This window comes from Leptospira ainazelensis (assembly GCF_016918785.1).
In the GTDB taxonomy this organism is placed as follows: domain Bacteria; phylum Spirochaetota; class Leptospiria; order Leptospirales; family Leptospiraceae; genus Leptospira; species Leptospira ainazelensis.
This window is the reverse complement of the sequence record NZ_JAFFPT010000060.1, coordinates 179,595-194,772: the sequence shown is the minus strand read 5'-3', so window position 1 is coordinate 194,772 and position 15,178 is coordinate 179,595. Positions and strand designations below refer to the sequence as shown.

Annotated in this window: 13 protein-coding genes; 4 read left to right on the top strand and 9 right to left on the bottom strand. The window is 44.2% G+C overall.

The genetic code is table 11. From position 1 onward, the window contains the following. Positions 1 to 61: 61 nt before the first annotated feature. Positions 62 to 1,483, top strand: a complete 1,422-nt coding sequence (gene glnA, locus JWG44_RS14285) for a type I glutamate--ammonia ligase (protein WP_205275670.1) — start codon at positions 62 to 64, stop codon at positions 1,481 to 1,483. Positions 1,484 to 1,874: 391 nt separating this feature from the next. Here glnA and JWG44_RS14280 read toward each other — a convergent pair whose 3' ends face one another. Next, positions 1,875 to 2,603, bottom strand: a complete 729-nt coding sequence (locus JWG44_RS14280; RefSeq protein WP_205275669.1) for a hypothetical protein — start codon at positions 2,601 to 2,603, stop codon at positions 1,875 to 1,877. A gap of 324 nt (positions 2,604 to 2,927) precedes the next feature. Here JWG44_RS14280 and JWG44_RS14275 point away from each other — a divergent pair, with 324 nt between their 5' ends. Together JWG44_RS14275 and JWG44_RS14270 are read left to right on the top strand one after the other, a co-directional pair. After that, positions 2,928 to 4,268 (top strand): protein-disulfide reductase DsbD family protein, encoded by a 1,341-nt coding sequence (locus JWG44_RS14275; RefSeq protein WP_232371654.1) that lies wholly within the window; start codon positions 2,928 to 2,930, stop codon positions 4,266 to 4,268. A gap of 12 nt (positions 4,269 to 4,280) precedes the next feature. Then, positions 4,281 to 4,493: a hypothetical protein gene (locus tag JWG44_RS14270; protein WP_205275667.1), complete on the top strand. Its 213-nt coding sequence runs from the start codon at positions 4,281 to 4,283 to the stop codon at positions 4,491 to 4,493. A gap of 839 nt (positions 4,494 to 5,332) precedes the next feature. Here JWG44_RS14270 and JWG44_RS14265 read toward each other — a convergent pair. Together JWG44_RS14265 and JWG44_RS14260 are read right to left on the bottom strand one after the other, a co-directional pair. After that, positions 5,333 to 6,265, bottom strand: coding sequence for a prolipoprotein diacylglyceryl transferase (locus JWG44_RS14265; RefSeq protein WP_205275666.1), 933 nt, complete (start codon positions 6,263 to 6,265; stop codon positions 5,333 to 5,335). A 155-nt stretch (positions 6,266 to 6,420) separates the two neighbouring features. Then, the gene (locus JWG44_RS14260) at positions 6,421 to 7,437 is read right to left on the bottom strand and encodes a M23 family metallopeptidase (RefSeq protein ID WP_205275665.1); all 1,017 of its coding nucleotides are present in this window, start codon (positions 7,435 to 7,437) and stop codon (positions 6,421 to 6,423) included. Positions 7,438 to 7,490: 53 nt separating this feature from the next. Between JWG44_RS14260 and pcnB the strand changes: the two genes are divergently transcribed. Further along, positions 7,491 to 9,017 carry a polynucleotide adenylyltransferase PcnB gene (gene pcnB, locus JWG44_RS14255; protein ID WP_205275664.1) on the top strand — a complete coding sequence of 509 codons (1,527 nt, stop codon included), beginning with the start codon at positions 7,491 to 7,493 and terminating at the stop codon, positions 9,015 to 9,017. Here the strand turns inward: pcnB and recJ are convergent. The 6 genes from recJ to JWG44_RS14225 all read right to left on the bottom strand — a co-directional run bounded on the left by recJ (position 9,014) and on the right by JWG44_RS14225 (position 15,094). Continuing rightward, positions 9,014 to 10,945, bottom strand: coding sequence for a single-stranded-DNA-specific exonuclease RecJ (gene recJ / locus JWG44_RS14250; RefSeq protein WP_205275663.1), 1,932 nt, complete (start codon positions 10,943 to 10,945; stop codon positions 9,014 to 9,016). The two genes, pcnB and recJ, sit on opposite strands and share 4 nt — an antisense overlap. Positions 10,946 to 10,947: 2 nt before the next feature. Then, on the bottom strand, positions 10,948 to 11,268 hold the full coding sequence (locus JWG44_RS14245) for a bactofilin family protein (protein WP_205275662.1): 321 nt from the start codon (positions 11,266 to 11,268) through the stop codon (positions 10,948 to 10,950). A 736-nt stretch (positions 11,269 to 12,004) separates the two neighbouring features. After that, positions 12,005 to 13,171 carry an iron-containing alcohol dehydrogenase gene (locus JWG44_RS14240; RefSeq protein ID WP_205275661.1) on the bottom strand — a complete coding sequence of 389 codons (1,167 nt, stop codon included), beginning with the start codon at positions 13,169 to 13,171 and terminating at the stop codon, positions 12,005 to 12,007. A gap of 82 nt (positions 13,172 to 13,253) precedes the next feature. Then, complete coding sequence (locus JWG44_RS14235; protein WP_069607848.1) at positions 13,254 to 13,577, bottom strand: flagellar biosynthesis anti-sigma factor FlgM; 324 nt, start codon at positions 13,575 to 13,577, stop codon at positions 13,254 to 13,256. 12 nt (positions 13,578 to 13,589) lie between these two features. Then, positions 13,590 to 14,357 (bottom strand): 16S rRNA (cytidine(1402)-2'-O)-methyltransferase, encoded by a 768-nt coding sequence (gene rsmI, locus JWG44_RS14230; protein WP_205275660.1) that lies wholly within the window; start codon positions 14,355 to 14,357, stop codon positions 13,590 to 13,592. Continuing rightward, entirely contained in the window at positions 14,354 to 15,094 is a 741-nt protein-coding gene (locus tag JWG44_RS14225; RefSeq protein WP_205275659.1) for an LIC11073 family putative lipoprotein, read from the bottom strand. Before JWG44_RS14225 ends, rsmI begins: the two co-directional genes overlap by 4 nt. Positions 15,095 to 15,178 lie beyond the last annotated feature (84 nt).

Here is a 15,178-nt window from a genome sequence, read left to right as displayed (position 1 = left end):
CGCACGCTGAGCGTGAATTAGAGATTAGTTATTAATACTCGAAGACAAATAGGAGAATAGAATGTCCAGAACACCTAGTGAAGTTATCGCATACGCCAAGGCGAATAACGTTCTTTTCTACGATTTCCGTTTTACGGATATCAAAGGAGCTTGGCACCACGTATCTTATCACACCGTTGCCATCACTGAAGATTCCTTCAAGGGTCTTCCTTTCGACGGAAGTTCCATCCCAGCATGGCAACCGATCGATCGATCCGATATGCAATTGATTCCCGATACGGACGCGATCTTCTTAGATCCTTTTACTGCGGATCCGACACTCGTAGTTTTCTGCGACGTATTTGATATCTACAAAGGCGCTCTTTACGAAAAATGTCCTCGTTCCATCGCGAAAAAAGCTCTGAAATATCTCGAATCTTCCGGACTCGCCGACACCGCTTACTTCGGTCCTGAAAACGAATTTTTTATTTTTGACAGCATCAAAGTTAGAGACGCCATCAACGTTCAATACTATGAAATCGATTCTTCGGAAGGGATTTGGAATTCTCATACGGATTTCCCGGGTGCGACCAACACCGGTCACCGTCCCGGAACCAAAGGCGGTTATTTCCCGGTAGCTCCTGTGGATTCTCAAGTGGATCTCAGAGCCGCGATCGTAAAGACGCTTCACCAGATCGGAATGGAAACTTTCGTGGTTCACCACGAGGTTGCACAAGGTCAAGGTGAGATCGGAGTAAAATTCGGAACTCTGATCGAAGCGGCGGATAACGTTCAAAAACTGAAATATGTAGTGAAGATGGTAGCTCACAATTACGGTAAAACCGCCACCTTTATGCCGAAGCCGCTCTACGGAGACAACGGGAACGGGATGCACTGTCACCAATCCATCTGGAAAAACGGTGTGAACCTTTTCGCGGGAAAAGGATATCAAAACCTAAGCGACACTGCGATGAATTATATCGGCGGTGTTTTATCTCACGCTAAGTCTTGTGCGGCGTTTACAAACGCTTCCACAAATTCTTACAAGAGACTTCTTCCCGGTTTCGAAGCTCCTTCGATTCTGGCGTATTCCGCTCAGAACCGTTCCGCTTCTTGCCGGATTCCTTTCGTAAACGGAGACAAGGCTAGAAGAGTGGAGTTCCGTTTCCCTGATTCTTCCGCGAACCCATATCTCGCTTTTGCAGCGATGTTGATGGCGGGTATCGACGGAGTTCAAAAGAAAATCGATCCGGGTCCGCCACGGGAAGAAGATCTTTTCGAACTTTCTTTGGATGAAATCCGTGAAAAAGGAATTCAGCAGATGCCTCATACTTTGAGAGAAGCTGTCGAGCATATGCTCGCTGACAGAGACTTCCTCAAAAAAGGGGACGTGTTTACCGAAGACTTTCTCCAAACTTACAAAGCTTATAAGTTTGAAACTGAAATTTGGCCATGGGAAGGAAGACCTCACCCGTTCGAATTTCTTACTACTTATTCTTGTTGATTTGAATGAGTGCGAAAGCGCTTCTTCGGTTTAGAGAATTTAAAAAAGCCCGGTGGAAATCGGGCTTTTTTTGTTTGGAGAGGGAATGTAGGAGTTCCGACTTCTACTGTAAAAGTTGCGGGCCCCGCCCTGAACTTGGGTGGAGGGGAGAGGTGGTGGGAAAACCTCGGCTAACTTTTCTCTATCAGAAAATGCTTATATTTGCAAGGAAAATTCTTCTTGTAGGAGTTCCGACTTCAACTGTGAAAGTTGCGTGCCCCGCCCTGATCTTGGGTGGAGGGGAGAGGTGGCGGGAAAAACTCCTGCATATCCGCCATATCAGAATATTCTACTTTTTTCAAGTAATATCCTCACAGCCGATCTCGTAGGAACTCCCACATTTTTTTCGGCTTTACTGTTCAAGAAGAGGTTTATTCGCATCCGGATGTTGGACGAGGTATTCTTTTACGGTATTCCTTTTTTTCTCTAAACGAGAGAGATGATCGTCGATGATCTTTCCGAAATCGAGCTTTCCAGTAATGATTTCATATCTTTCCGTTTCTAACGTACCGAGATCCAGGTCGCTCTCGATTTCGGAAGAACGGTCCGCGTATCTCTGAGCTTCCTTCCAATAGGGAATTGCTTCCTTATAAAATCCGTCCGCGACTTCGAACGATCGATTGAGGTCGTAGGCGAAATCCAAATTATAAAAGTAAAGATGTCGCTTATCAAATTGGGACGCGATTCTCATATAGGATCTCATAATCTGAAGATTGATATGCATAAAAAGAAGATTGCGATATTTATAATATTCTTCCTCGTCTTTTACCGGACAAAGGGCGTTTTTCGGATGTCGAAAACGTTTTTTGAGTCCTATCTTGAGAAAGTAGATGTCCCTTCTGAGATCGTTTTCTTTGTAATGAAGTTTTAGGCCGTAGAGTTGATAATAGTCTTCTAAGAATTTTGGTTCCCACTTATGGAGTTTGTAGGGAACCCAATCTGAGAATTTTGTGTAAGGGCCGTTCTTTTCGTATTCGTAGTTGTAATCCAGATCGACCTCTGCCGAAATCGAACTCGTTCCAAAATTGCAGACCACCCCTAAAAGGATACAACTGAGGAGTTTTAGAATTCCGGCGTTCATTCTTCTTCATTTTCGGCAGATTTCGACTTTTAGGCGAGTTCGGAACCGGATAAAAAAGTCGGGCGGGGTGGACGGTTTTTGAAAGGAATCGGCTCTTTTTCTTCTTCCAAGGTTTTCACATTTAGAATTTAGATTCTAAAAAAAAATCCTTTTAGAAAGGCCCAGAGTCTAAACTACGAGTTCAAGCTCATCTTTGCTCGGAATCGGGTTGACCCCTTTTTTTTTAGCAAAAGTATTGTTTCTTGGATGACGTTTTATTTTTTTCTGGTCATTTGATCCGTGGTATTGAGAACCCAGCAACATAAGAATTCGAAAAGCAGATTTCTGTTCCTGGGGTTTCTGTCCTTTTTTCTCATCACACTCTCTCTTTCCGCCGAAGATCTTTCCATTTCTTGGTTTGAGAAAATTCAAAAGTCGGTTTCTTCCGGGGTCGCCGGCGGGGGTTTTGAATGGACCACCGGCTTTGTTCTCATTGCGGGCGGAGTTTTAGCGAGTCTTCTTCCCTGCGTCTATCCTCTCTATCCGATCACAGTCGGAATCGTGAGGGCGAGGGGAGACGGATCTCCGAAAATTCTTCACCCCGCGGTTTATTATTTGGGATTGGTTGCGGTTTATTGGTGCTTCGGTCTCATAGCCGGTTTTTCGGGAGGAGCGTTTAACGTAATTCTACGTTATCCGTTCACTAACCTCGCTCTAGCGGTTCTCATCTTTCTATTGGCGCTCGCTTCTTTGGATCTGATCCATCTTCCTTTTTTTCAATCCAAGGAAGTCAAAACAGGAAGGGGTTGTAAGGGAACCTTTCTCCTTGGAATGGGCGCGGGACTTCTTTCCTCTCCTTGTGTCGGTCCCGTTGTAGTCGCGATCCTTTTGCAGATCACCGCAGGATCCGGCGCGATTTCGATCGGCTCGATTCTCCTTGCTTCTTTTAAGATGTTTCTCTTCGGAGTAGGATTGGGTTTTCCATTTTTGATGATCGGTGTTTTCGGTCTAAGTCTTCCGAAGTCAGGGAAGTGGATGAGATGGATCCAGTGGGTTCTCGGGATTTTTGTATTATACTTTTCTTATACTTATTTTCAGAAGGCCCTTTCGGGTTGGGGAGTTTTGGATCGTTCGATTCCTCCGGCCGCGGCCGGAGTTTTGATTCTTCTAATTTGTCTTTATTTTTTTCTTCCGGAAGATTGGGACAAATACAAAAGAATGAAAAAGGCCCTTTTCTTGGGCGGAGTGGTTTTGTCTGCGGCCGGGCTCGTGATTCTTCTTTCCGGCGGTTTAGGCGGGGCGAGTATCTCGGGAATTTCCGAAACCGAAACAAAAGGAAATCTGACCTGGTTTCGACTTCCCGGGAAAGCCTATGAAGAGGGGAAGGACAGCGGTAAAAAAGTATTCATCGACTTTTACGCGGATTGGTGTACGAATTGTAAAGCATTTGAAGAATTGACCCTTTCCGATTCTTCTTTAAACGATGCTTTAGGGAACGCAGTTCTTTTAAAAATCAAAGACGACGATCCGGTCTTTGAAACCTACGCGAGAGATCCTCGTTTTGAAGAATTAAAAATCGGTCTTCCTTTTTTTGTGATCTTGGACGGAGAAGGAAATCTTTTGTTTAAGACCACGGATTATCAAGATACGAAGACGATGATCAAGATTCTAAAAGAAGAACGTTAGGAGACATTGCGGATGCGGTTTTCTTCGGTGGATCGGATTTTTGACTGGTGTGTGGACGTATTGATTTTTTGGGCTAAAGTTTTCGGGATTACCTACAACGAAATCAACGTTTATATCTTTTGTGTGATCTGGCCGCTTTTTACCTTGATTTTGATCGTCCTCGTCTTTTTACTTCTGAGAACCAATCGGAAACTGCGAGCCGAACTTTTGGAAAAAAGAAAATAAGATAACGGAGCGGGAAAATTCTCCCCATTATCCTTTCTCGTTAGGATCTTAAGACCGTCGGTTTTCAATCGACGCTTTTCTTAAAACCCGCCGGTGTCAATCATCCGAGACGCTTGAGTTTCACAAAATGTGGGAACTCCTCTATTTACGGGAAATCTATCTGCTTTGAAAGTTCTAACGACTAAAGAGACAGAATCTGTGGGAACTCCTGCCTTGTTCCATTACGAGTTTGTAAAATGTTGTCCCACGTTTTTCTAAAACTCTAGGACAAACGTTTCATTTTTAGAATCGGAAAAATAAGAATCGGTCCCAAAGTCTCGAAGGACGGAAAGAATCCCGTTGTATAAAATCAATTCTCCCGTGTGAGCTCCTACGATTGAGAACGTATTGGACTTTTTAGGAAATCTTCCATCATTCCAGAAAAGTGTGAGTTCCTACATTTTTAGTCTTCGGGGTAGGATCTCGATTTTTCTAATAAACGTGAAACGGGAGAGTGAGTATCATAACCTTGCCCGCAAGTTGAGAGGAACTGCAACGAGCATCGTCTTACAAAGAAGGATTTTGTAGGAGTTCCTACATAGGATTTTTTTCTTGCAAAATTAGAATTTTGTGATATAGGAAAGTTTCCCGGAGTTTTCCGCCCCCCGCCCCTCCACCCAAAATTTGGGCGGGGCTTTCGTTTTACGGAAGACTGTCGTTGTTACGACAGATTCTTCTGGAGATTCAAGAGCCTTGTGGGTAAGGTTAAGGAGAGTGTGCGGGGGGAAACGTAAAAAAAATTGGGTTTGGTGGTTCCAACGTTCGATCGACCTTCAATGAAAAGGTCGATCGAAAAAAAATCAAACGGTCGCTTCTTTTTCCCAGAGTTTCCATTTTACAAAAAAGAAAATTCCCACCGCGATGATCGCGATCGAAACCCACTGAGACTGGGAAAATCCGTGCCAGTAATACTGACTCAAAAATTCCGGATTCTGTTCGGCGTTTGGAATGTTGACTAACGGAGGAGGTGTGATAAACGGAAACACCGCCTTGTTGACTCTCAAAAATTCCACCATCAGTCTTGCAAACCCGTGAAGGATAAGATACTGAGCTCCGATGGAGAATTTCCGAAAACCTTTGTCCTTGGCCCAAAATTGAAAGTAGGCGAAAAATACAAAAGATATGATCGATTCGATCAGAGGAGTGTTCCAAACTGGAACCCCCGAAGGATGAGCCCCGTGATAATCAAAAACCAAAAGAGGAATTCTTAAGTCGGTCGCGAATCCGTAACATCCGTCACCCGAAACCCAACAACCCAATCTTCCGATCGCATAACCGATCGCCATACTTGGGACGGCAGCGTCCAAATAAGAAGCCACGTCGAGTTTGAAATATTTCATGTAGAGCGAGATAAAAAGAATTCCGAAAAGAAATCCTCCGTAAAAAACAAGACCGCTTCCAGAAAATAAATTATCCCAGAGAGCCATTCTTCCCGGAAACCCGAACCAGTGAGTGAGAGGATAGAGAAACCTTCCGTCAAAGCCGGGAGTTTCCATAAAAATCTGATCCCAGATTTCAAAGATAAAAAAAATCTTCGCGCCGACCAAGGTTCCTAAAATTCCCAAAAGAAGAAGCCAGTCCGAATGTTCGGGTTCTAAGTTTCTTCGTTTTAATTCTTTAGGAAGAAGATAGGATGCGGCTAAAAAACCGAGCATCATGAGAATGCTGAATGTGGACGGTCCATCCCAATTGAAGAATTGTTTGAGAAAGGGCACTGGAATTCTATCGATCATAGTGTAACCAATTCTCTCGATTGCGGGAATGGATCAACCCATAATCCTTTTTTGAAAAAGACAAAGACGCTCTTTCGAGATTTGAAAAATTAAATTCTTTTGAAAAACGCTGGAACGTAAGAATGAAAACTTTGGTCTTCTTTTTTTTGGAAGAATCACTCGATGTTGATAAATTCGGCAGGATCCACGGGAGGGTCTTGTCCAAAGTGAACTTCGTAGTGAACGTGAGGCCCCGTCGCTTTTCCGGTCGAACCTACAAGTCCGATCAGATCTCCCCGTTTTACTACCTGATTTTTTTCCACGAGAATTTGAGAACAATGACCGTAGACCGTAAAGATTCCGTTTAAATGATTGATTCGAATGTTCTTTCCGAGTCCTCCCGAAGACTGGCCGGATTCTACAACGATTCCCGGTGCGGTGGCATAGATTGGAGTTCCTTCGGAAGAAGCGAAGTCGACGCCGGAGTGATGTTCCCCTAAGATTACGAGACCGAAGGGATCGACCCTTCCTCCGAATGTGGAGGAAACAAAACCGACCCCCGGTTTGAGAGGACGTCCCCTAGGCAATGCGTAGAGAATGGATTCCCTTTCTTCGAGATAATCAAAGGCGTTTTCAAAGGCCTGGCGAATTCGGAAAAGTTCGATGTTCTGGGCGGCAAAACCTTCCACCGTATTCTTATAGAGTTCTAGGTTTGTCTCGGAATCCGGAATCTCTTTTTTGAGCCGAAACTCGGGGATTACTTCATAGGTAAGAATTCGTTTCCAAGGAACCTCGTCCCAGGCCACGAGATTCAGCTGTTCGGTTTTTCTTTCCAAACCTCGAATTTCCTTTTTGGCGTCTTGGAGGAGCATATCATAGTAAAGATATTGGCTCACGTTCTCGTCGCTTTTTTGAAAAAGGTCTTCGTCGGGGCGATAGAAGAAGTTGAGATAAGAAAGAAAGACAAAGGCAAGCGCGAGAATCGATCCTAAGAGGATTCCGAGGAACCAAGCCATAAAAACGTTCAGTTCGATCCGAATTACGTTCTCGTGACTGTGTGGAACGAGTAAAAAGGAGATCTTTTTGGACCCTCTCTCTTTAAATTTACGAAACCAATTTTTGAACTTGAGAATTCTGACCTGCAAACGCTCGGAATGCGTTAATTTGAGATCGAACTTTGCAGGGCTTGTCATAGATTTTTACTTGCAGGTAGGGGGAATGAAAGGATTATAGACTCATTCTTTATATGAAATTCCTGTCCAATCTGTTCAAGAAAAAAATAGGATCAGTTGAGGATATTCTCTCTCACCCGGATGGCAAGCGCTATTATCGGGATGCCCATCTGATCCGCAAAAACATGATAGATGAGGACGCGGTCAAGATCATTCATAGGCTGAATAAATTTGGATTTAAGGCTTACATCGTTGGAGGAGGGGTCCGAGACCTTCTCCTGGGAAGAAAGCCTAAAGACTTCGACGTAGTCACTAACGCAACTCCGAACCAGATAAAAAAAATCTTCAACAACTGTCGAATCATCGGAAGAAGATTCAAAATTGTGCATATTCTTTTTCGCGGAAAAGTGATCGAAGTCAGTACGTTTCGTTCCCTGCCGGATTATCGGTTGGGAAAAGCCGTGGAAGATCAGGATTACCTCATCAAGAGAGACAACAAGTTCGGCACACCTCAGGAAGATGCCGCTCGCAGAGACTTTACAATCAATTCTTTATATTATGACGTTCGAAATGATTCCATCATCGATTACGTCGGCGGATTTGAAGACATTCAGAATAAGGTACTGCGGGTTATCGGAGACCCGGATATTTCGTTTCGGGAAGATCCTGTAAGAATGCTTCGCGCCGTAAAGTTCGCGGAGATTCTTGGTTTAACAATTGAAAAGGCAACCGCAAAGGCGATCCGCAAACACAAGATCGAATTGGAAAAAGCTTCGAGTTCTAGAATGTTGGAAGAATACAATAAGATCTTCCGCACCTGGAAAACTTCTCTGATCTTTCAAGGAATGGCGGAGCACGGTCTTTTGGAAGTTCTTTTCAAAGAAGCCTTTGACAAAGAGCGTAAGAAAAATTCTAATTTTGGCGAAAAGTTTTTAGAAACCAATATCGGAAAACGTCTTGCGATCGCGGACAAACTTCTCACGGAAAGAGAGGAGATGACTCCTCATATTTTCTATTCTCTCATTTTTTCGGATCTCGCAAGCGAGGCCCTTACGAAAGAGAATATGCATTTGGTTCCGGCGATCAAAACGAGCTTGGATCCGATCTTCAATCGACTCGAAACTCCTAAAAAAGATAAGGATCGATTGATTAAGATTTTTGCAAGTCAGCAGAGATTCCTAAGCACGGAAGATGAAAAATCGTCGCAGAATAATTTTTTCCGTATGAAGGATTACTTTTACGACGCCTTTATGGTCTTTAAAATCGGAGCCATTGCAGAGAACGACGAACAATCGATTCAGAGCGCTTTTTTCTGGGAAATTTCCGTAAGAAAGAGACCGATTCCGGTGAAGAAGTTTCACGAAGGAAGAGGTGGTGGAAATCAAAGCCAAGGCGGCGGAGACAGACCCGGTCCGCGTCCGAATAAAAATCGGAACAAAAACTTTCGGAATAAAAACCGTGGAGGAGAAGACGGAGGACAAAGAGGAGAACGTGGAAACCGGAAAGAAGAAATTTCCAACGGTGAAAGCGGAAACTCTAAAAACGATTCCGACGATTCTCGCGGAAACAATTCCGCAAATTTTCCCGGAGAAGAATCTTAATTTTCCGATTCTTGAAAGTAGTTTACTACAAACTGAAGGGAAGTTTTGGATCGAAAGGTGGATTCCTCCAAGGAACCCCAGAGATCCAGACTTCCGGTTTTGCTGAGTAAGTCTAAAAAATCTTTCCCACGATTCCAGATCAGACACTGGATCGTTTCGGGAACTCCCAAAATTCTAAAACGAACGTGTTTTCCGTCGGTCATCGGTTTGGTGTGATAGATCTTTGCGCCTTTGATGGAATAAAGAGGAACCGGATTCTCATGACCAAAGGGTTCAAAGACGGAGAGTTCCTGAAAGATTTTTGCGTTGAGTTCGGTTGGTTCGAGGGAAACCAGACTCGGAGTGGAATGTTGAACCGCCTGTTTTTGTTCTTCTTCCAACCAAGAATCCGCGTGTTCAAAGATGACCTTCGCGAGTTCGGGAATTTGATCGATGGTAAGGGAAAAACCTCCGGCTTCCTTGTGGCCTCCGTATTGAAAGAAGATCGATTCGGCTTTTTTTAGAAGATTCAAAACATTCTCCTTTCCAAAAGAACGAATGCTTCCCTTTGCGTGACCGTGATCGGGCGTGATAAATAAAACCGGCTTTTTGTATTCTTCCACAAGACGGGTCGCTACGATTCCGGAAACCCCGGGTTCGAAGTCGGGTTCGTAACAAAAAAGAACCGCTTTCTGCGTTCTTTCCTGTTTTCGTTTTAGAAAACCGTCGACCTTGAAAAGATTTCGTTTTGTTCTTTCCCTTCTTTCCTCGTTTAACTTTTGAAGTTCCTTGGCTCCCGCCTTTGCACGTTCCGGATTCTCCTCCAAAAGAAGATGAAGAGCGACTTCGGTGGAATTCATTCTTCCCGCGGAGTTGATCATGGGTCCGAGGCCCCAGCCGAGATCTTTCGAGGTGACGTGTTTTTCGCTGAGTTCCATGAGTTGAAGGAGCTGATACAATCCTTCCCTATGTCTGGTTTCCTTACGATAGAGTTTGGAAAGAATTTTACATCCTTCCTTTACGATGATTCTATTTTCTCCGAAAAGGGGCATCATGTCGGAGATCGTGCCGACCGCGGCGAGATCGAAATTTTGAAGATACTGTTCTAAGATCGCCGGGTATTTTAGAAATTCCTGATAGAACCATTCTCTTTCCGGAAACTCGGAAGAGAAGCTGTAGTGCGCTTCTCGGATGGGAAAGGAGAATTTGGATTCTACTTCCTGTCTTTCTCCTTGAAAGACGAGTTTTCCTCTGTGGATCAAATAACCAGAGAAGAGAGAATTTCCGTCTCCGATCCAAGTCCCGAGGTTGTATTCTTCCAAAGAAGAATAAAGATAGGCTTGGATAAATTTGAGCGCGAGAACCGCGGTGCAGATTTTTTCGTTCGGATATTGGGAGTCCGGACGTTTGGGAGAAACAAGAAAACAAGCTGGAATTCTTTCCGGAATTTCATGGTGATCGAGGACGATGACCTTGATCCCGAGAGAAGCGAGTTCGTCGATCTGAACGTGATTGGTAGTTCCGAAGTCCAGAGTGATGAGAAGATCGGGTTTGTGTTTTTTTACGAAGTCGAGCGCGGCGGGAGAAAGTCCGTAGTCTTCTTCGTTGGAAACTTTGAGGATCAATTCTCCCGGATGGATTTTTTTTAAAAATCCTCCAAGAAGACTTGTGGAAGAAACTCCGTCACAATCCCGATCTCCAAAGAGAAGAATTTTTTTTCCGGAGGAAACGGTTTCCTTTAAGAGTTCGAGGGCCGGTTCCAGATCCGGAAGTAAAAAGGGAGAAGGGAGTTCCCTGAGTCCGTGATAGAGAAGGTGTTCGGGATGGGATTTTTCCCGTAAGTGAGTTTGGTAGAATCTATGTTGGAGAGGGCTGAGATGCGGGCGAGGCCCGGAGGAAGAAATTTCCTTCAATCCCGGGCCATGAGAATAGGGGGAATTTTTGAGCATTCTTACATTGCGCTATTGCCGCTAAAACGTGCTCCGGATTCTATTTCTAAATCGGGTGTGCGGATGTCTCCGATGACTTTTCCGGTTTTACGGATGGAGACTTTTCCGTTTGCTGAAACGTTTCCTTTCAGAGCGCCTTCGACTTCGAGGGTTCCTGTTTGGATGTCCGCTTCCACTTCGCCCGTATCCCCGACTACGAGTTTTCCGGTCGTTTCGATGGTTCCTTTAAAGTTGCCTTTGATTTTCAAGGAATTGCTGAATTTCAGTTTTCCTCGGAAATGGATATCGTCTCCGATGATTGTATCGATGTGTTCGTCGCTCATTCTGTCTCCAAGTTTTGAGGGAAGAGAGGCAGTTTCAAATGTTTTTTTGCCCTTTTAGGCGGCGTTTCCCTTTTCCCTTCTGTTTAAAGACGGTTCTTGAAGAGGAACACTCGGAACGGTTTTTTGATTTTTTTTTACCAAAATTCAGATTTTTTTTTGCTGATTCGGAAAGGATTCTTTCCACACGTTGTGCGTCTTTGAAAGTGAAGTCGGTTAAGGGGAAAAATTAGGAAAGTCGCGGAGGGTCTTTGTCGTAGTTCCGACCTTCTACTGAGAAATTTGCAGGCCCACACCGGGTAGAGAGCCATAGGGATCTTGCACTGAGTTTTTTGCATAACCTTACACGCAATTGGAAAAACTATTTAGAATGAACCAGGTCCCGATAAGATTTTTTGTAGGAGTTCCTACAAAGGCTCTGAGAGAGAATTGTGTTTGCAAAATTATAATTCTGTGATATAGGAAAATCTCCCGGAGTTTTCCCGCCACCGCTCCCCTCCACCCGAAATCCGGGCGGGGATTTCGTTTCACGGAGGATTGTCGTAGTTCCGACAGATTTTTCTTAAGATTCAAACAACTTTGTGGGTAAGGAATGCCCGGACTGGGCGGACTCGCTTCCCGGGAAAACTTGGAAGATTTTTCTTTTTCACGGAAATCGCATTCTTACAAGAAAAAAAAATCGGACGTCTTTTGTCGGAACTTCGACCATCCTCCGTGAACGCCGCGATTTTTTAAACTCTTAGAAAGCGGCGACCAAGATCGTCTCGATCTCGTTTTTAGGAAGTTCTCTCGGAAGGGAATCCAAAAACGGAAACGAAGCCGCGAGATTTGCAATCAGAGGAAGATCGATCTTTCTCACTTCGTATTCGGACAACCTCTGAGGAATTTTCAATTCTATAAAAATTTTCCGAATTCCTTCCACGGCCTTGATAGCGGCCTCGATCACCGAAATGTTCGTGATGTCCTCGTCTAAGGCTCTTGCGATCATCACGTATTTACCCGCGGAGGAGGTGAGATTGTATTCCATCACGTGTGGAAGAAGAATGGACATGGACTGAAAAATATCAAGATTCGTAATATTCGAACTTGCTAATGAAAGCGCGAAACAAAGTCCTAAAGAGCTGGAAGACTGAGCGATTCCGGTCAAAAGACTCGCAGCATAAAGACCGTTTTTATAGTTGATGTTTTTCGGATCCCTTATCGAAGGAATCAGGTTTTTCTGAAGAAGTTCGATCGCTCTCAAGGCGGAAGAAATCGTCAACTCAGTGGAAAATTTGGAAAGAATCGTGTCCACCGCCGCAGCCAAAATTCCTACTCCAACTTTTGAAATATCGGAAGAACTCATAAAAGAGGAAATTTTCGGGTCCGCGATGATCAGCTCGGGAAAAAGAAGTTCGTGGGAAAAGTATTTGATGATCTTCTCGTCTCCCAAAAGAACCGTAGAAATCGGAGAACATTCCAAACCAAAAACGGGATGAGTGGGAATCAAAATAAGCGGAAGCGGTTTTTTAAGTTTTGTCTTTTTATCGTTTAACATCTCTTCTGCGAAAATGTCGTTTGTAACGAGAAGGGCGATGATTTTCGCCATGCTGATCGATTCGTAGGAACCGTAACCGATGATACAATCCGCGTTTGCGATTTTAGCAAAATATGCGGCCGTGTCCAATTCTTCGAGTGTGGGTTCTTTTACGATATCATCGTAGAGTATAACTCCATCGATATGTTTTTCTAAACTGGTTTTGATGATGGACAACTCGTCCATATTCTCCAGCTCTTGTTGAGTGGAAAAAATAACGGTTCTTGTTCCAATGTTTTTAACGAAGTTACCCACTTTGTAACCGCAGTCAGCTTCAAAGTGGATTTTAGGTGGAAATGTGTAATTAACCCAATCGGGGAGTATCGGCATCGTCGTCGTCCCCCAGAGTAACCTAGTGACTCGGAATCATTCTAATTTAAATAGAGGTAAAAATCAGTCTTCCGTAACGTTTTTATTGACCTAACATGGTCTCAGAGATTCTGTCTGCGATCGTGTTTAGAACATCGGAACTCAGATTGTCATAGTCTCCGTTTTTGAGTTTTTCTTTGACTTCTTTTAATTTTACGGAACGATCCGATTCTTCCGGAGTGGAAAGAATTTTACGAGTTATAGTTTGAACTTCAGCCTGAAGCCTTGCTTCGGATGCTTTTTGTTTTGCGGTATCGGAAATGGAAACGTTGTCAAAAGTCTCTTTTGATTCCGCTTTTTTAACCGGGGTGGTTCTTTTCGGTTCGTATCCGCTTCCGCCGATCCCACCGATTTTATCGATAGTCATGATTTCTTACCTCTACTGAATTCTATCGGCCGATCCAAGAGAGCCTTTAAGCATTTTTTTCCGATTCGTATTGATTAAAACCACAAATTCGCCCTTTCGGGCAAATTCCTTGAGTTTTCCTTCGGAAAGAGGAGAATAATGAAGAATTTCCTCGTGCATTTTGGTCATTTCTCGTCCGATCAGAAATTCCCCGTTCGGAAAAATTTCTTTCACGGCGTCGAGGGTATCTCCGATCCGATGTACCGATTCAAAGATCATGATCAAACCTTCGAAGTTTTTCCATTCTCCCAGCTGATTTCTCTTCTTTCCTTTTTTTTCGGAAATAAATCCCAGAAACAAAAACGGATTTGCCTGCCAACCGGAGATCGAGAGTAACGCGGTGAGAGCGCTTGCACCGGGAATCGGGGTTACTCTGAGTCCCGCTTCCCGTACCATTCTCACGAGATGAGAACCCGGATCCGAAACCCCGGGCGCCCCGGCGTCGGAGATAAGAGCGAAATTCTTTCCTTCTCTCAATTCTTCCAGAAGCCCCGAATAGGGAACCTCGGATTGATCCTTATAGAGCGTAGAAGCCGGAGTGTCGATTCCATAGAATTTAAGAAGTCTTCGGGAATGTCCCGCGTTCTCACAAAGGATTCGATTTGTATTTTTAAGAATGCGTAAGGCTCGAAAGGTAAGGTCTTCCAAGTTTCCGATCGGTGTGGAAACCACATATAGAGTTCCCGGTTGGAGTGGAATTTCTTCCGAGGAAGATTCTTCCGATTCTTCCTCTAAACTCATAGATTGCAGCCGGGAGGAGATACGCCGGACGGACACGCGCATCCGGTTTCTTCGGCTCCGGCGATCAGACAAGGATTACAAAGAGTTCCCACGGGACAGTTTTGTTTCACCGTCGTACTGCAAGAAGCTGTATTACATTCCGAAGGATTACAACTGGATCCGACCGGACAGAGATAAGGACGAGAAGAAGAACACATCCGAACCGCCGTGGAAGGGTTGGAAAAGATTCCGTTGTTCAGAAGAGCTCTCATCGAAAACGTATAGATTTCGCATTTGATAAACGGAAAAACTCCCGGAGGAGCAACCTGATTTAAAACACGACGGGTTTGCAGTTTTGTGGAAGTAGTGGAGGCTTCGGAAGCCAAATGAGGAAAGGAAGGTTGTACCCCGTCTTCCAAATAGACGTTTCCACCCGCGAGAGTTTCCGCGACGGAAGGAGCCGCCGTTGTAATATAAAGATTGTATCCTACAAACTGAGGTTCCCCGTTTGTAACAAAATAACGGATTAAAAACTCCGGTTTGTAGCTGTTCGGTTCGGAAACGAAATCCGTATCTTTTTCAGCTTTGTCGGTGATTCCTTCGTTCGCCGCGATGACGCTAAAAAACTGAGGAACTCCTACGGGAGAAAGAAAAACAAAAGGCGACTGAGCCGTCTCCGTATTTTGACCACATCCGAAAAAAAGAAAAATCGAAAGAAAGGTGGAAAGAATCGCCGGATGTTGTGTTTTAGAAGACATTTTTTATCTTGCTTCGGATTCGAATTCTCAAAAATTTGAAAAGGATCCGCTTTCAGGATAGAATTTCCTATAAGAGCGGTCTTA